The organism is Streptomyces sp. NPDC003011, from assembly GCF_053591515.1.
Genome location: NZ_JBSFTY010000029.1, coordinates 19,896 through 40,047 on the forward strand (window position 1 = coordinate 19,896; position 20,152 = coordinate 40,047).

A 20,152-nucleotide genomic window follows, 5' to 3' on the forward strand; every position below is an offset into this window, starting at 1 on the left:
GACCGGCCACCACCACACCCACGGGGGTATCGACATGTACGAACCCGACCAGCAGCTGCCCGACAACGAAGCCCTCACCGACGGCCGACTCACCTGGGTGCCGCTGCAACTCGTCGACCACGACATCACAGGCTGGGTCTACACGCTCGTAGAGGTGACCGAGGAAGCATCCCCACAGCACGGCACGCACCTGCTGATCCGCACGGTCCCCGGCGAGGAGCCCGACACCAAGCCGATCCACACCGTCCTGGCCTCGGACCTGAGCATCGAGCAAGGCGTCGCCGCTCTGGATCACCTGTACGACGCCGAGGACCAGGCGCTCACGGACGACCTGGCGCGCGAACAGGAACAGCAGGCCGTGGCCCGGGCCCGCGGCCTGCAGCCGGACGAGCCTCCTCCGTCCACCCCGCAGCAGACCGATCTGACAACGGAGGAGATCACACTCCTGCGTGCCATCGACGCCGGCGGCGCTTACGTCAGCGGAGCGGGCCTGACCACCGCTGACGGCGCCGAACTCGACCAAGGTGTGTACGAGCGGCTGCTTGAGCGCGGCCTCCTCCACGTCGATGACACCCTGATCGACTACCGCGGCGAGCACGTGAGCCTGACTTCCGACGGCCGTGCCGCGTACGAACCCGCCGTACGCCCGCCGCGCTTCCGGCCCACCGGGCAGGCCGACCTTGCCCCGTCCGGTCCGGTGGGGCGCGCCCAGGGCAACCTCGCGGCCATCCGCGTCCTGCGCACCCTTCAGGACGAAGACCGGCCCGCCACCGAAGCCGAGCAGCAGATCCTGGCCCACTGGTCGTCGTGGGGGGCCATCCCCCAGATGTTCGACCCGCGGCAGGAACGCTTCGAGCCGCTGCGACGTGAACTGCGCGAACTGCTCACCGACGAGGAGTGGGCCGCCGCCGAAGCCACCACCCGCAACGCGCACTACACGGACGCCGCCTTCATCCCGCCCATCTGGGACGCCCTCATGGAACTGGGCCTGAGGGAGCTTGGCGTGACCGAAGCACAGGCGGATGAACGGGCCCAGCCGGCCCCGCCACGGGTGCGTTTCGTCGAGCCTGGCTGCGGCTCCGGCCCCTTCATCGGCTTCGCCCCCGACGGTGTGCAGCTCACCGGGGTCGAACTCGACCCGATCAGCGCGCAGATCGCCGCTCACCTCTACCCGGACGCCGACATCCGCCAGGAGTCGTACGTCGACACCCGTTTCCCGGACGGATACTTCGACGGCGGCATCGGCAACGTGCCCTTCGACGAGATCGCGCTCGTCGACCCCCGGCACAACCCGCTGCACCTCGCCACGCACAACCACTTCATCCTCAAAACCCTCGATCTCGTCCGTGACCGAGGACAGGCACCCGAAGGCGACACCGAGGACAGCGGCGAGGACAGCGGCGAAGACGGCGACCTCGAAGTAGACCTCGGCGGGGGAGTCGTCGCCCTGTTCACCAGCCACTACACGATGGACTCGGCCGGCCTGAGCGCCCGACGGGAGATCGCCGCCCGCGCCGACCTCGTCGCCGCCTTCCGCATGCCCAGCGGAGCCATGCTCCGAGCGGCGGGCACCAAGGCGATCGTGGACCTGCTCATCCTGCAGCGCCGCCCCCAGGACGTGGAGCCCAGCGGCCCCGACTTCGCCAAGCTCACACCCGTCCAGGTCGGCGAGGACACCGTCGTCCACATCAACGAGTACTTCGCGCAGCACCCCGAGAACATCCTCGGCACCCTCGGCCTGGGCCACGGCCAGTACAGCGACGAGGAACTCGTCGTACGCCCCTACCAGGACCGTGACCTCGTCACCGAGTTCACTCTCCGCCTCAATGCCGCCGTCGCCGCCGCCCGGATCGAGGGTCGGCAGGTCCGACCGCCGGACCCTGAGCAGCGCGCCGACGTCGACGCGGCCGCCGCCCGCCAGCAGGCCGCCTGGGAGATGTTCGGCGCTGAACTCGCCCGCTTCGAAGGCTCCCTCGTCGACATGCGCGACGGCACCTTCCAGCAGGTCACCGGGGGAGAACTCGCACCGCGCGAAGTCTTCAAGAGCGCCACGGTCGAGTTGGCCTCGCTTCTGGCGCTACGCGACACCTACGTCAAGCTGCTCACCGCCGAAGCCACCGACGGCGCCACCGGCGACACCGAGCAACTGCGGCAGGAACTCAACCAACGCTACGGCGCCCACACCGCCCGTCACGGCTACCTCAACAGGCGCCAGACCCGCCGCGACCGGCGCACCGCCCACGGAGCCTTCCGCAGCGACCCGTACGCCGCCGGCGTCTACGCGCTCGAGGACTACGACTTCAGCACCGACACCGCCACCAAGAGCGACATCTTCACCCGCTCCGCCGTCTCCCGCCGCGAAGAGGCCACCCAGGTCGAGACGCCGGCCGAAGCACTGGCCATCTGCCTCGACACCTTCGGCGAGGTCCGGCTCGCCGAGATCGCACGGCTGCTGGCCCTCGCCGACCCCGACGAAGCCCGCGCCGCGCTCGGCGACCTCGTCTTCGCCGACCCCGACCTCAGCGACCGCCTCCTGCCCGGCGACCTCTACCTCTCCGGCAACGTCCGCGAGAAGCTCGCGCACGTCGAGCAGATCCTCCAGTTCGTCGACGACGACCAGCGCCCCACGCACCCGCTGCAGGCCAACGTCACCGCCCTCCGCAAGGTCATACAGACCCATCTGCCGGACAAGACACCGGGCGACATCGACGACGTACGCCTCGGCGCCACCTGGATCGACCCCCGCTACGTCCAGCAGTTCCTGCGGGAAATCCTCAACAGCCAGCAGATCACGGTCACGCGCACCACCGGCGCCGACTGGACCGTGGAAGCCCCCACGGCCGTGAACAACTCCAACGCCTCCACCGTCATCTACGGCACGGAGAAGCGCACCGCCATCGACCTCGCCCAGCGGCTGCTGTGCAACAAGACCATCCTGGTCTCCCCGCCCTCCCTCGAGGAAGACGCCACCCGCGCCGACGTACAGGCTGGCAAGCGCTGGGCCGCCAACGAGACCGAAAAGGCGCAGGCCAAAGCGGAGGAGATGAACCGTCTCTTCGCGGACTGGCTGTGGAACGACCCGCCGCGTGCCGCGGCCCTGCTGCGCGCCTACAACGAGCGCTTCAACTCCTGGCTGGAATACCCCGGCGACGGATCTCACCTGCAGCTGCCGGGCCTTTCCGACCGCTACACCCTGCGCCCCCACCAGAAGCAAGCGATCGCCCGCGCCATCGTCGACCCCGGCGGCAGCTTCTTCGACCACACCGTCGGCTTCGGCAAGACACTCGCCATCGCGGCCACCGTCATGGAGCGCCGCCGCCTGGGCCTGAGCAACAAGCCGTCCATCGTCGTCCCCAACCACCTGTGTGACCAGTGGCGCAACGAATTCCTCAAGGCCTACCCCGGCGCTCGGGTGCTGGCGGTCGACGGCGCCGACTTCGCCAAGCCCCGCCGCAAGGAGTTCGTTGCCCGCATCGCCAACGGCGACTGGGACGTGGTGATCCTCACCCAGTCCGTGTTCGACATGATCCCGCTCTCGGCCAATGGACAGAACCAGTACGTCGCCGGGGAGACCGAGAACTTCCGCAACATCATCCGGGCCGAACTGACCGGACAGGGTGTCACCGAAGCCGCCAACCCCGACCACGACCCCGACACCGGCGACCCCATCCGCCAGGCCGAAGACGAGGGTCAGGAAACGGGGCGGCGCGCACTCACGGCCCGGAAGACGATCAAGAATCTTCAGGGCGAGCTCAAACGCCTCACCCAGAAGCTGGTCAAGCACTTCACCAAGGAGTCCGGCACCGGCATTTCCTGGGAACAGACCGGGATCGACTTCCTGGCCGTCGACGAGGTCCAGGACTACGCCAACCTGGACATCCCCACCCGCAACAGCCAGCTGTCCCTGAACGGATCCGGCCGGGCGGCCGGCCTGCTGACCAAGCTCCGCTCGATGGAACGCCGATACGGCCCCGGGGTGGGCCTGGGCGCCACCGGCACCCCGTTCCCGAACTCCATGACGCAGGCGTACGTCATGCTCCTGCTCTTCCGCCCGGACCTGCTGCGGGCCGCTGGCCTGGACGACTTCGACGCCTTCGCCGCCCAGTTCATGACCACGACGGTCAGCGCCGAGATCGGCCCGGAGGGCATCCCGCGCATCAAGGAACGCATCGGCGGGTTCCGCAACAGCCTCGACTTCAGTCGTATGTGGCGAACGGGCGCTCACGTGCGTACCCGCCGCGACATCAAGCTGCCGGTCCCCGAGCACACGACCGAGACCGTGCTGGTGCCGGCCACGGACGAAGACCGCGCCTTCATGGAGGACATCGCCGACCGTGCGGAAGCGGTCCGCTCCGGCGAGGTCGACGCGTCCGAGGACAACCTGCTGTCCATCAGCAACGACGGCCGCATGGGCGCCATGGACCTCCGCATGGTCGGCTGGCCCGCCTCGCCCATCGGCAAACTCGACGTCGCCGCCCAGCGGATCTTCGACATCTGGCAGGCGACGAAGGACAACCGGTACACCGACCGTGCTGGCGTGCCCCAGGAACTGCCTGGTGCCTTCCAGATGGCCTTTGCCGACCGAGGGACCCCGAGCGAGCTGAACCGCAAGCGGGGCAACTTCATCGCCTACGACTACCTCCGCGACAAGCTGATCGAACTCGGTATGCCCGCCGAGCTCATCCGCTATATCCACGACGCGGAGGACGCGGCAGCCAAGGAACTCCTCTTCAAGGACGCCCGCGAAGGCAAGGTCGCCGTCCTGATGGGCTCCACCCAAAAGATGGGCACCGGGGTCAACTCTCAAGACCGGCTCATCGCCCTGCACCACCTCGACTGCCCCTGGCGGCCCTCCGACGTGGAGCAGCGCGAAGGCCGCATCATCCGCCCCTTCAACCAGAACCCGCAGGTGAAGCTCTTCCGCTATGTGCAGGAGGGCAGCTTCGACTCCTTCATGTGGCAGACCGTCGAACGCAAGGCACGTTTCATCGAGCAGATCCGCACCGGCCGCTCGATCGACGACCTCGACGATGTCGGCGCGGACGGCGACCTGGAGAAGGACTACCTGGAGTTCGGCGAGGTCAAGGCGCTGGCCACCGGTAACCCGCTGATGCTCAAAAAGATGCAGGCGGACAAGGAGCTCGCGCTCCTGGAGACCGCCTACCGCAGCTGGCGGCGCACGCACCAGCATCTGCGGCACACCGTCGACACCGGTGCCGACACCCTCCAGCGTGCCCGGAACGAAGCCGACGCGATCGCCGCCGCGGTCACAACCCGCGACGCCGTCCGGGAAGAACGCGGCGACGACGTACGTCTCGAAGGGCCCGATGGCCGCATCTACACCAAGCGCGTGGACCTGGCCGTCGCCATCCGCGACCGGCTCCGCGCGGCGAACCGCCGCGGTGTGAAGACCATCAGCCCCTGGGAGCCCATTGCCGTCCTCGACGGCCTGCACCTTCAGGCCCGTCTCAACACCGTCATGGGTGTCCTCGAACTCGCCATCCGGAACGTGCCCGGCGACAGCCTCTTCGTCGACGACCTCGACGCCCTGCTGAACAGCAACAAGGCCCCGCTCGGCCTGGTCACCCGCATGGAGAACAAGGTCGAGGGCCTGGACAAGCTCCTGGAGAAGTACCGCGCCGTGGTCGACGAGGTACAGATGGACATCGACCGGGCGACCGCCCTGGTCGACAAGCCCTTCTCCAAGGCGGGCCAACTGGCCAAGGCTCGCGCCCGGGTCGCCCAGCTCGACGCCGACATCGAAGGGCTGGCGGGAGGACATTCCGAATCCGAGCCGGCCGCCGTACCCGCCGCGGACGAGGCCGATCTCGCCCCGTACGCCACTGCGGAAAAGGCGCAAGCCGGTGAGGATGCCGTCCTTGCCGCGCTCGACGCCTGGCTGAGTGACGGTGATTGGGAGAACGCGTCGGCTGACACGCACCAAGGTCGAATTGCAGAGTTGGATCGTGTTGTCCGCAGTTGCCGGACGGAATCTGGCAGGGACACGCCGGGCCTGGAGGCCTGGGCCTACTACGAACTACGAGAACTCCTTGATATCGCCGGTACCTTCGTTGAGGAACTCGCCGACCCCGAGCGATGGTATCCCTCGGAGCGCACTCGGGAGTTGGCGGACCGGACCCGGGAACTGCAGCAGGCGGCCGCCCGCCACATGACCCAGCTCCAAGGCTCGGGCCTGCTGGAGCAGCCCGGACGCGGTGACCCGACGCCGCTCCAGGGTGCCCCGGCGCGGCTCGAGGACCTCTTCGATGCCCGCCACTGGTTCGGATACCGCGACAATGATGGACGGGTTCGGTACGCCTCCGGGACGTGGTTGGTAAACGTCATCCCGGCGCCACAGAACTTCCGGGCCAGTGACGCCCAGCCTGGTGTGTGGGAATTGCCCGGCCCCTTTGGCCCCTACGCGCCTAGTGGTGAGGTCTGGCTCCTGCCCGAGGACTTCACCGGCACCGCGGCCGCCGCGCACTCCGAAGAGGTCGCCGAACTCGTCGACGCCGCGGCCTCGGAACTGCGGCAGTGGGGGTCGGGGGCTGGCCTCATGCTCGACACGTGGTGCCGAGAGAACCTTGCCCGCCGCGCTCCGGCCCTCGCTGACGATCTTACGGACGAGACCCTGCCGCGGTTTCTCGACGCCCTGCGCGTGCAGCTGTTCGAGACCCACCAGTGGGCGCAGCCCGACCCGTTGAACCTGGAGGTTCCACCCGCCGTGCCGGCCGAGGCCCAGGGTGTTGAGGACACCACAGGCGTAGAGCCTGGCTCCGAGGCCGAGGGCGAGCCCTCCCCGGAAATCCTGTCCAGGCGTGTCTGGCAGACGTCGGACTTTCACGCAGGCGACGTGGTACGCCACGCGGACCAGGACGAGGCAACCGAGGACGACCTGGTTGACGCTGTGGTCGTCGATCCGCAGTACGACGGGTCTGAACCCGGCGATGTCCTCGTCCAAGACCTCGACGGCGACGATGTTCCTTACCCGGTCCGCTTCGAGGAGATCTACGAGAACACCGGGCCGGCAGCCGACGAGCCCGACCAGTCGAGCGATGACGAAGCGATCACTCGCCAGCCGTTGGCCGCACCGGTACCCCTTTCCGATGACGCCGCGCGTGAGGATCCGTACTTCGCCACCTCCGACGCCGAAGAACGACGGCTGGCCGTTTTCCTCGAGCCCTACCAGGAAGCGCGTGACCTTGTAGAAGACCGCCTCCTGGTGCAGCGCACCGCCCAAGCCCTGTTCCACGCCGAGAAGAGCACCACCCCGAATCCGGCCAGCCTGCCGGACGACGTTGCCGCCGCTCGCAGTGCCCTCATTGAGGCGGACACGGTGCTGGAACTCGAACCGCCTGGCACGGTGGAGGAGTACCTGGTTGCGTACTCGGCCCTCAAGGACGCGGCAGGCCGGTACGCCGAACTCGTCGACGACCCCGATCTGATGCGGCTGGCCTTCCGCCTCACCGACCTGACCCAGCGCCACCTGGCCCGCTTCCGCTGCAGCCGCGACGACCTGCTCGACCTGCTGCCCGACGCCAACGCCCTGTGGCAGGCCCTTGACCACACGCCGGTGCGCGAGGCGCCCCCACTCCCGCCGGTCATCGCCGCCTACAGCGACCGCACCGAGCTGGCCGCCGCACGAAAGGAGATCTTCAGCACCTACGAGGCCTGGCCGCAGGCCTACGCCGACGACGGCGAACTCCTGCACGCCGCGGAACTGCGCGGCCTGATCTGGGAACTCCAGAACAGCGTCGAGGAGGACGTCCGTCACAGCCCGCACGCCTGGGGACGGGTCCTGGCCCGGGGCATCGACGCGGCCACCGAGACCACCGATCCGCACGCGGCCGCCGTCCTCCAACACCTGCTCCGGTTGATCCACACCCACCGGGCGAAGCTCACCGCGCACCAGGACCGGGCCGAGCGTGACGCCCTCCCGTATGAGCAACCAGAGACCTTCGCCGACGCCGAGCAGCTCCTGCGTGAACGCTGGGCGGTCTGGAATGACACCCCTCTCATGCGCAGCTTGCTGGAACTCCCTGAGGTGCCGCCTCCCGGGGAAGACCGTGAAGCCGTCACCATGCTCGTCCGCCTCAGCCAGGCCATGGAGGTCTGGTGGGGGCAGGGCACCACCGAAGCACGCGCGCGCCGCGTCGTCATGGACGAGGTCGCCGCGTCCGCCCACTGCTTGGCGCTCACTCTGCGCGGCACGGACGACAGCGCGCGCGCCAGCCTCGACCGGCTGCACCGGCTGACGGCCGCCGCGTATGCACACGCCGCGGCCCTGGAGTCCAGCGAGGACAGCGAGCTCGCTGGCAATGCCATCGCCGAAGCGGTGACGTCCGGCCGGTACCGGCAATCACCCGCATCCAATGCTCCCGTGAACGGCTCGTTGGAGGGGAGGGTGCTGTGGGCCGCCGCACCGTCCCCGGAAACGGCCACGATCGTGGGTCGCATCATTCAGCAGACCCTCACCGGCGACGAGCTTCCCGCAGGACAGATCTGGGTGGAGGACGACCAGGGAGAGATCTGGGCTTTCGACGCTGAAGCGCAGACCGGCGTCTTCAACGTCGGCGATCCGCGCGTCGGATGGGTGAGCCCCCGTCGCACCCCCGTCCCGGCGAGCTGGCCGGAGCTTCCCGACCACCTGCGGGAACTGGCCGGGCATCTGGTCGGTCGAGGCGTGGTCGTCAACCTGCAGCCGATGAGCGGGGCGCTGCCGTGGGACAGTGAGCGAGGCGGCCAGCCAGGCATCAACTCCTGGTACCTGCGCTTCATGCGCGACCCACACACGCACTTCATCTGCCAGATCGACCACGAACCGGTCGACGGCGGCGTGAGGGTCAGCAACGCGTTCTTCCGCGAGATGGACGGCCAAGGCGAGCGCACCCAGCGCTACGGGGACATCTCCCTCGACGCCGCCGGCATCGAGTCTCTCGAAGACATCGCTGACCACTTCCTGACCGTCCCCTGCATCGTCAACGAAGAGTCAGACGCTGTCGACGGCGACCCCGGTACCGTGACCGCAGAGAACCAATCCGAACCGACGGACCCGGAACAGATGCCCGCTTCTACCGGCGCATCTCCGGACTCCGACGAAGCCGCAGCTGAGGCCGCCGCAGGGACTTCTGCACCGTTCGCCCCAGACCGCTGGTATCGCGCGACCCCGCCCGACAGCAGCCCATACGTCACCTACGGCGCCGCACTGAACGACCTGGCCGAACGAGGACAGACAGAAGAGTTCCAGTTTGAGGTTGCCCGCACCGACGGCGCGTTCACCGTGACCGATACCGACGGCGTCACGCACATCGCACCGATGAGCATCGACCTTCCAAGCAGTGCAGTGCCCGCAGCGCAAGCTGTAGACGAACTACTGCTGCGGACCGCCGCCGAGCTCTTCCCGCTGCGTGAACAGGCCGCCCCTGTCGTCGAGGAGGAACTCGCCCGACGGCTGGAAGAGGAGTTCCCGGCTCTGCACAGCGCCGCCACGTCCGAGGGAACGCTCGACCTGTTGCTCGAGGCGCTGTGCGCGCGCTTCCTGCTGGTCTTCCCGTGGGCGCACCCCGAGTCGGCCCCGAACGAGGCCGACTCGCCGCGCCACAGGTTCGACGACGAGCAGGCGGCGCTCGCCCTGACCGACCCGTCCGACATCAAGTATCGATTCCTTCGGGCGCTGGCGGTCTCCTCCAGCGACCCTGTTCTTGATGGGCCACCTCAGTCCCTGGATGTCGGCACGCTTCCGGAGGAGCTCGAACCGTACCGAGCCGAGATTGAAGCCCTTCTCCTCGCCGCAGGTCGCGCTCTGAACCCATACGGCCATGAGGCAGCCGACCATTTCCTGCTGTGGCTGGGGAAGCACCGGGCATCCGACCCTGGCCTTGTCTGGCTCGGCAGGACCTCAGTCGACCAGTCGGACCTGGATTGGCTCTTGTACAGGCGCTTCGAGGCGACGTTCCCGTGGTCGCGCAGCATGGCAGACCGACTGTCGAACCTTCGTGACGACACCGTGCAGCAGGACGTGTCCGGCACCGAAGCGGCACAGGCGGACCAAGACGAACAGGTGCAGCCGGAGACGGGTCCGAGCGCTGGGACTCCCGCGAGCGAGCCGGTCACCGAGGCAACCATGCAGCACGACGCTGCCGGGGAGGCGGCGGCCCTCGACGCCATCGACGACCCCGAACTGAGGAACATCGCCCTCGTCCTCGGCCCGTTCACCGGCCCCGCCGAGGCTGCCGCCGCGCAAGCGCTCGCTGAGACGCTGTACACCACCCTCATGGCCGAGCTGCCTCGGCGGCCCCGCGTGAGGGTCCGCGAGCAGCGAGATCTCCTCCGACGCCAGCACGAAGTACTGCAGGGCCTCTCCCCGGCTGACGCCGACGCCCTCCTGGAGCAGCTCTGGGCCATGGCACGTACCGCCCAAGACCTCACCCACCACCAGGACCTTCCCGTGTGGGTGGCGGCGGGCAACTACGCCAACGCCATGACCAACCTGCGCGCCCGGCTGCTGGCCACCCCCGACGTGTCGGACCTGGTCGCACAGATACCCACGCTCCCCGGCCAGGTCGACCCCGCCGAGCACCCGGACCCGCTCGGGACCGACCCCGAGCCGTACGCCGACGCCGTGGACCTCGCCGCCGGCCGGGCCGAGATCTTCGAGGCATTCCGTGCCTGGCCCGGATCCCGGCGCACCAACCGCGACCTGGCGGACAGCGCCGCCCGCGAACTGCGCAGCCGCATGCGACGCCTGTCCGAGAACCCCGACGATCACCGCATCACCTCGGCCCTCACCGACTGGCACAACGCCATGGTCGAGGTCCTGCTCGCGGCCGACCAGCGCGAGGACCCGCTTGAGCGGCAGCAGCTGCACCGCCTCGCCCGCAGCATCCGCCGACACACCGCCCGGCTGTCCGCGCCACGGCACACCGCCGGCTCCGACCCCCGGTCTGTGATCACGGACTCGGCTGACTACGAGCGGCTCCAGGAGCGGGCCGAGTCCGCCCGCCAGGCATGGGAGCAGACCGCCACCTGCCGCTCCCTCCAGGACCTCGACCAAGAGATACCCGCAGGGAGCACCCTGCCAGCGGCCACCGTCGCCCAGCAGTGGATCACGACAGCGGTCGACCTGCTGAGGTGGGAGGCCCCCGACGAGCAACTGGAGGCGTTCAGGGGTCAACTCACCGCCTACGCCAACGCCGTACACGGACTGGCGCTCATCCTCCGCACCAGCGACTTCTCGGCCCCGGGCGACCAGGCGGCGCTGCACGCCTTCCTGGACGCGTCGCACGCGCACGCGGCCGCGGTGACCAACACCCGGACCTCCGGCGGCGTCGACCGGATCCGAGCGGTGCTGTCCACCCAGCTCGGACAGGCCCAGGACGGTCCCGTCACCGAGACGGCAGAGGAAGAAGACGTGCAGTCTCTGCCGTACGCGAGCGCGGCCGAGGCACTGACCGATCTGCGGCGACTGCAGGACGCCCACGCGGCACTCCAGGTCACCAACCTCGGCAAACGACTGCTGCTCCCCTCCGACAACGCACCGCCCGAGGCCGCCGTCCTACGCCGGGCATTCCTGATGCCGCACGATGCAGACCTCGCCAGCGAGCCCCAGCCCGAACTGGACCGCCTGGCAGCCATCACCGGCACGACGCGCGCGCTCATCGAACACCTCGCCAACACCGCGGCCGACCCGAGCACGGTGCGCAACCTGTCGGCCCTCGCCGACTGCGCCGAGCACCTGATGAGCCGGCTGACCGTGACCGCAGCCGACACCGAGCTGTGGACACGGCTGTTCCTCCCACGGACGCCGGCGCCCGAGATCACCCCCGCAGCACCCGAGGCATCTGCCACGACCCGGCAGAGCGTGCCCACGGCCCTGCGCGCCGCAGGTCACACCGTGGACAGTACGACGACGGAGAACGGTCAGCTCCGCTACCTCATCGACGGGACCGAGATGTCCCTCGCACAGGCAGCCGACCGGTACCTCGACTGGGGCCGCGACGTACCGGGAGTCCCCGGCTGGCGCATGGCGCCCGTCAGCCAGGACGACCCCACGGCGTGGGAGGTGTACGAAACCACCACCGGCACCGGGCACTGGCAGCTGAGCTACAGCACCTTCCACAAGACTTGGCGCATCCGGGGACTGACCACCGCCGACTACCTGCCCGACACGTTCGCCACCGTCGACGAGGCCGCCACACACGCCGCCACCACCACCCCCGCCAGCCTCGCCATGACGCCACAGCCCGTCCTCGGCCTCAGGGGCTACACCGCGCGGGCGGTCGACGCCAGTGAGCACGCGCGCCGGGAGGTCCTCAACCCCGACGGCGACGTTATCGCGACCGTCTTCTGGTCCAGCTTCGCGAGCCAGTGGGCCGGGATGGTCGGAAACGTACCGACCACCCTGGTCAGCGATCCGCTGGTCGCCGCCAAGCACGCCACCGTGATGTGGGCCTACGACGCCGGCGTCTCCCTGCGGGAGCCGACCGCCTACACCTCCCCGGCCAATGTCCGCGTCACCGTGGCCACGCTGGGCGACTCCCGGCAGAGCCTGCTCCAGGCCGCGTCACGGGCGTGGACGACGGACTACGCCACCCAACCGGAGATCCAGCAGATAGAGGCGGCCTTCGACCAACTGGCCAGGTGGTCGCACCTCGACGCACCCCTGGACACCGCCGACGGCCTCCGCGAGCTGATCACCGTGCTGGACGCGGTGCGCACTCCCGCGATCGCCCTGCGGGCCCGGCTCGCCGAGGAGACCCGGCAGCTCAACGAGGCAGCACCGGAGGGAAGCGCGCCGCAGTGCTCCGACCGCGAGCAGCACCTGGCCTTCCGGCTCGTGGCCCTGCTCTACGACACCGAAGGGGTCCAGGCCGGGCTCCAGCAGACCATCGAGCGGCTGCCCGCGGCCGCGCCCAGCCCTGCCCCGTCTGCCACGGAGGCCACCGCCGCTGCGGAGGAACGCCCCGCAACCGAGGCGGCCCCCGCCGCGGCCCCGGCCGCCAGCTCCCCGGCAGAGCAGACACCAGCGGAGGCGACGCCGGAGGAGGAGACCTCAATGACCACCGCCCCGGAGGCGCCCATCGGGGGACCGTGGAGCGACCGCATCCAACTCGTCGAGGAAGACGGCGGCGTCTTCTTCACCGGCACCGGTCAGGGCGACTGGTACACCCAGGAAGGCGAACTGCGGAAGCTTCTGCGCGACAACGGGTTCAAATTCCACCGCGATTCGCGTCGTTGGCGCTACACAGGCGAGTTCAGCAAACGCGCCACGGCGATCGGCACCGTGCGGACCTATCTCGCCGCGCGGGACGAGGCTGCACGCACCGCCGGTCAGAAGGAGAAGACACCCCAGTTCCCGCCCACGCCTCAGCAGCAGGCCATCATCGACGCGTGCGTCGCCGGGCAGAACGTCGTGGTACAGGCACTGGCCGGAACCGGCAAGACGACGACCATGGCCATGGTCGCGCGGGAGCTCAGCCCCAAGCGGGTTACCTACGTTGCCTTCAACCGCGACATCGCCGACGAGGCACGCGGCAAGTTCCCGGCCAACACCGACGCCGCCACCTCTCACGCCTTCGCTGCGAGGGCGCTGCGCCAGACTGGCCTGAAGCAGAAGGTCAACAACGCGGGCAAGAACCACCCGGGCGCCCGCTGGCCGTGGCAACTCACCGAGGCCCTGGGCATCAACGTGGCGGTACGCACGAAGGACCGCACGTATGAACCCGAGGACGTTGCCCGTCTGGTGAAAGCCACCTACGTGGCCTACCGCAACAGCGCGGACGACAAGATCAGCGCAGCGCACCTGCCCAGCAGCCTGGCCGAGGCGCCCCGCTCGATCCGGGACACCGTCCTGCGGTACGCCCGCGCCGCGTGGAAGGACATCGAGGACCCGGTCAGCAACAAGGTGCACTTCGACTTCGACGACTACCTGAAGCTGTGGGCCCTGACCAAGCCGACCCTGCCCGGCGAAGTGATCATCTTTGATGAGGCGCAGGACATCAACCCTGTCCTCTCGCGAGTCATCCAGGAGCAGAACCACCAGACCATCGTGGTCGGCGACTCCAACCAGAGCATCTACGCGTTCCGTGGTGCGGAGGACGCCCTCACCGGCTGGCCCGCCGACATCGAACTGCCCCTCACCCAGTCGTGGCGGTTCGGCACCGAGGTGGCCCGCATCGGCAACGAGTTCCTCAGCCTGCTCGGCTCGCCGTTCATGCTCGAGGGCAACCCCCACCTCAACAGCACCCTCGGGACCGTCACCGAACCGGACGCCGTCCTCGCCAAAACCAACGCGGGTGCCCTCGCTGCCGTCGTTGCCGCTCTCGAACAGGGACGCCGCGTCGCCCTCGCCGGCGGGAAGAAAGACATCGTCGACATCGCCGACGCCGCCGCCGACCTGATGGCGGGCCGCGGTACCAAGCACCCGGAACTGGCCAGCTTCAAGGACTGGGACGAAGTCCGCGACCTGGTCGAACGCGACGACAACGACGCCAAGCACCTGGAGACCTTCGTCCGCCTCGTCGACGCTCACAGCCCCCGAGGACTCAAGGACATCGCCGCACAACTCGTCGACATCAAGATCCAGGAAGAAGAACTGCGGGCCGAAGTCGTCGTCAGCACCGCCCACCGGTCCAAGGGCCTGGAGTTCGACAACGTCCTCATCGCCGGCGACTTCCCCGGCCCCAAGATCGATCCCGAAACGGGGAAGCCCACGCTGCCCTCGCCGGAGAATCTCCGGCTCATGTACGTGGCAGTGACCCGAGCGAAGAACCGGCTCGACCTGGGTTCACTCCAGTGGATCGAGGATCTTCCCGGTCTGATGGCTGACCCACAGTCGGCGATCCCTGCCCCCGAGCAGCAGCCGCAGCCGGACGCCGCCCCGGCCGAGGTCCCGGCGCCGACGACGACCGCTGCCCCGCAGACGCCAACCACCGATCGCGAGCAGCCGGCAGCTGGCCAGCCCACGCCGGACGCTGCGCCCGCCGACCCGGCACCGGCCGAACCCGTTCCCGCAGCGGCCGACCCGGGCGCGACCAGCGACCCGATGGCGCTGCTCGGAACACGGCGGCCACTGCCCTGGGACGCCGACACCGTAGCCCGACGCGTGGCCGCGGCACTCCAGCGCGCCCGCAGCACGCCCGGCAGCCAGCAGGCCGTCGACGCTGCGGAGCTGCGTGAGGACCCGCTGGCCCAGTACGCCGCCAACCTCGAACGAGTCCTGCAGACCCTGCCGCGCGACAGCACCCGGCGCTTCATCAACGCCACGGCCCTGCGTCTCCAAGAGCGCGTCAACGACATCGCAGCCCTTGCCGTCGAGCACTGGAGGCAGGCGAGCGAGGGCGCGGCGGAGTCACCCGATGCCCTCCTCGATCGGCTGGCGGCGGCGAGTACGTTCCCCGAGCTCAACGACGCCTACACCCACGAGGCGCTGCACCTGGTCTGCAACGCCCTCGACGAGGCGGAAGCCGAAGCACGCCGTCGCGGCCTCAAGGTCAACACCGTTCGTGACGCTCTGGACCAGGTCGTAGGACTCAACGCCTCCCTCACCGTCGACGGGGAGGCGGTGCCGCAGATGCACGCCGTTCTCTACCCGGTCCTGCGCGTCCTCGAGGATGCACAGCAGCGCCTGGGCCTGACCGGCGGACCGGCGGCGCAGATCTCTGAGACGGAGACCCCCGTCGCCGAGCCCGCCCCCTCCACGAACAGCAGCCCGGAGGAGCCGGCCGCGGAGACGCAACCGGCGACACCGGCGACCGACACCGAGACCCCCTACAGCACCCCGGACCCCGTCGTCGCAGCCACAACCTCCGAAAGCGCCCAGCCGGCGGACACCGAGGAAGAGCAGCCCGCAGCCGAACCTGCCAGCCCCACCGACGAAGACCTCGTCGCCATCCTGGAACAGTGGCCCGTCGACCAACTGGCCCAGTTCGTACGCTCGATGAGCGGCCAACGGCTCATCACGCCGGGCCGCATGCAGGTGCGCTTCACCCCCTCCGACGGCGACGGCACGCAGGGCAGCGCGTACTCCCTCGTCGAGGGCCTGCTCGTCAACGTGACCGGTCCTGACGGCGAGACCCTGCGCGAGGGCCGAGTGACGTGGAGGCACCTGTCCGCATGGATCGACCGCCGTCGAACGATGGGACAGCGCAGGCTCGTGAACAGGGCCTGGGAGACACGCGACCGGCTACAGCGGTCGTACGCTGCCTACCTCGCCGCGGGCGAACAGCAGCACTACCAGCTGGCCCTGAGCGAACTCAACGACATCCTCCGTCAGGCCATCACGGCCCTGATCACGGAGGAGGAACCGGAGCCGGCCGGCGAGCGGGAGGTGGAGCCGAGCGAGATCGGCGAACTGTTCTCGCTGGACGACGTACAGCCCGGTACCACTCCGCGCGGCATGACAGCCTTCGAGGCGGCCACGGCCAACCTGCGTGGGCGGCTCAGCCAGTACGAGGACGTCCTGCCCACGGCAGCCGAGTCCGCCGGTCAACCAACTGCCCTGCGTGACCTCGCAGCCGGACAACCCACGGTGCTGCCACTGGCCGACCATCCCTTCGCCGCCTTCCTCGTGGGCGGAACCCCGGTGGGCGGCTCGGACCCCGAGGGCGGTGAGCGATGGGAAGTCACCGGCACGCTGCTGCACCCCGACGGGCGAGCCGAGGCCTTCCGCTGGGAATTCACCGGCAACGACGGCCACCCGGAACTCACGGTCCTCAGCACGCCGCGCAGCCTCGGCGGGCTGGTGGGCCTGGAGCCCGGGACGGTCTCGACGGCGCCGATCGCGGAGACCGCTGGAACGACGCAGACAGCCCAGCCAGAAGACGACACCGCGCCTGCAGAAGACGAGGCGCCGCGCGAGGAAACGGCAGCCGACCAGACGCCCCAGGCGGATCAGGTACCCGCCACCGGGGAAGCCCGCGCAGACGCCGAGGAAACGGCAGACACCACGGAAGGCGCTCCCTCCGGCGAGGCCGAACCTGCTGTCGACGAACAGCCCACCCCGGAGCCGGCACAGGACACCCCCGTCTCCGAGCCGAGGGAACGCGCCCCGCGAGAGGCGCTTCCGGCCGTGTTCCAGGCGTGGCTTGGGTGGAATGCATCGCCCATCGTCCAAGCCCTGCTCGCTGAGGACGAAGAGCTGCGGCAAGAGACGGGCGTGGGCGGGACCAACGAGGTGGCGCTACTGGATGACCAGTGGGGGTTGGCCCTTCGCGAGGCGAGCGTCGAGGCGTGGCAGCTCCTCGACGACCGGTGCGCGGACGTAGCGGTCGCCATGCGACAGGGGACGCTGCGGCTCAGCGACGGGGATGCGGGCCTCTTGGCCGACCTGCGTGACGCCATCTCCCGCCAACTCGCCGTCATGAGGCGTCAAGCGGCCGAGGCTCCCGCGCCCGAGGCCGCCCCCGAGCCCGCGTCCGTCGACGAGACACAGTCCCCGGCTCCCGCGACGGAATCCGATGAGGAGATCCCCATGTCCACTCCTACGGCGGCACCCGCCAGCGGCCCAGCCGGCCCCGAACTGTCGGTGGACCTCGGGCAGCTGGTGACGCTCATCGCCGACGAACTGGCTCGGCGTGGCGTGGGCCAGAACCCGGCCCCGACGGTCGACCTGCGACCGCTCGAGGGAGCGATACAGCAGATGCAGGGCCAGTTGGGCCAAGTGGCCGGCGCCTTGGATCGGCTGGCGGCGGCTCCGCCGGTGGGCGAACCGGAGGTCGAGGCGCGCGACGACGCTGACCTGCGCGAGGCGTTGTCCGAGGCGCAGCAGCAGTCGGCCTGGTTCTGGGGCGATCCGGGATGGGAGCAGGTCAGGTCCCTGCACCAGGCGTACGACCACCTCACGGCCCAGCTGCGGACGACCGCACGGGCCGTACGAGATGGATTCCTTGACGACGTCCGCGAGCACGGTGTGATGCGGACGGTGGATGCCTGGGTGGCCCGGGCGATCTCTCACGCCGCGTACCGGATCGCACGACGGCTGGACGGCAACGGCCAGCACACCTCCGCCGGTTACCGCGTCATGTGGCGTCTGCAGCGGGCCGCCGCCACTCGCGCCGACCGGATCCTGGGACGACTGGAGCCCGACACCGACCTGAACCGCTTCTCCGGCATCCAGGCCGCGTGGAGCCGTCTCCTGGAGCGGGTCCGCAACTGGGTCCGACGCGACGGCACCCCGACCTCCGACGGTCGTACCGAAGCCGCTGCGATGCAGGGAGCGGAGCAGTCCGTCGGACTGCTGACCCGGCTCCGGCAGACGGCCGAGGACCGGCTGGGGGATCTGCGGGAGACGACCGCCTGGCAGCAGATCAGCTCGCTGATCAGCTCGGCGGTGGAGACCTACAACAACATCAAGGAGAACGTTCAGAGCTGGGCACAGGACTTCAGGGAGCTGGGATTCTTCGCCACTCTCTGGACGCGGACCATGGAACTGGTGTCCTCCCGGACACGAGACCTCCTTGAGCAGCGCGCGGAGAACGGAGAGGAACACGGGTTCCGCTGGAACCTTCTGCGGCTGCTGCACCACGCCGCCCAGGTCCAGGTGGAACGCACACGCGGGTTCCTGGACGACGGCGAGGAACCGCCGCTCGGCTTCTACGACAATCACCCCACCCAGACCGCCAGCACCGAACCCGGCCCGGTGGCGCCGTGGAACCAGCCGGTCGCCGGGCAGCGCATGTGGGAACCGGGCACCCTGGAGCCGTTCAGCGACGCGTGGGAGGAAGACATCCGCCGCGTCCTGGAACACGCGCCGGCAGAGGTCGTGGCACGCATCGATGCGCTGATCGAGGTTGAGGAACGGCGCATGCTCGACAACCGCGTGACGTTGGAGGAAGCAGGAGTCCGACTCACGTGGGCGGTGGAGCAGTGCCTGCTCCGACAGGGCGGCCAGGCCGCGTACTACCTGGCCCAGGAGCAGTACATGCGACCGGCGTCAGGCCAGGCAGCTCCGCTGTTGCCGCCCGTTCCGGTCGCCGAACCGACTGTGCTGTGGACCGCCCTGGAGGCACTCTCGACAACCGTCACCAGCTTCGATCCCGCCTACCTGGCAAACCAGGGTCTGCTGAGCGAGGAGGACAACGCCGCCGCTCTGTACGAACTGTGGAACGTCGGTTACCTGCGCCTCTCGGAAAACCATGCGGGCCATGTGGAGGTCAACAACGACGTCCCGGTGCGGCAGATCCTCATGGAGCGCCGCCGTCTGCCCGAAGTCGCCCCCGACCTCGTACGGACGGCCGCGTTCCTGGCCACCGAGACACGGGCCGACGTCACCGCCACCCTGATAGAGAGCACACTGCGTACCGGGCCGGGGCAGGCCAGCGCGCTCATCGTCGACCTCGTCGACCGCGGCGTCCTTGGAACACCAGGCCCCGATGGAGTGTGCGCCCTGCTGCTGGACCGCGCGGGAGTCGAGATGGCTCTGTCGTCCACACCGCCCGCACCGCCTACGGCGACCGTTCCGCCGACGCCTCCCACCGCTGCTGCAACTCTGCAGACGGCCCCGTCGTCACCCGCCCCGGCAACTCCCGCACCGCCTACGGCGACCGTTCCGCCGACGCCCCCGTCCGCTGCCCCAGCGACATCCTCGACGGCGCAGGCTCCTCCGCTGCCGCGGCGCCGTGAATCCACCCACGGTCAGATCGGCGGGCAGCGCCCGGAGCGGCCGGTGGCCACCGGCCAGGCCGCAGCGGGCGCCGCCGTGGGCGCGTTGACCACTCAGGCGGCTCGGATGAGTGACCGGGCGGCGCTGCTGCGGCACAGCGACAGTGCATCGACCCGCGAACAGGGCGCACGGATGGAAGAGGTCGCTGGCCGGGCGCGTACGGCGGCCGAGAGTCTGGTCACCGTGCCGTCCGCGGCGAACGGGACCACCGAGTTGACCCAGCGGCTCGGCCAGGCCTTCGTGAGCGAGCTGAACTCGATCGCAAGCCAGAACGGGTCCGGCTTCTCCAAGAGCGACATCACACGTGCCGCTGCCATAGCCGTGCAGTCGGTTCAGGCAGCAAGTCGGCCCGCTTCCAACGGCGACTCCCGGCATGGCACGGCCTCCCAGCAGACACAGCCGGGGCAGGCCCCCCGGCCCACGCGTCCACGGGCGGCACGACCGTGAGCCGGGGCCTGCCCGACGGGCGCCACGGTCCTCGAGTCATGCGCC

The 20,152-nt window shown here is 69.5% G+C and carries 1 protein-coding gene; it reads left to right on the plus strand.

What is annotated here, in order from left to right; genetic code table 11:
• Positions 1-34 precede the first annotated feature (34 nt).
• Complete coding sequence (locus ACWD0J_RS16790; protein ID WP_451496554.1) at positions 35-20,107, plus strand: UvrD-helicase domain-containing protein; 20,073 nt, start codon at positions 35-37, stop codon at positions 20,105-20,107.
• Positions 20,108-20,152 lie beyond the last annotated feature (45 nt).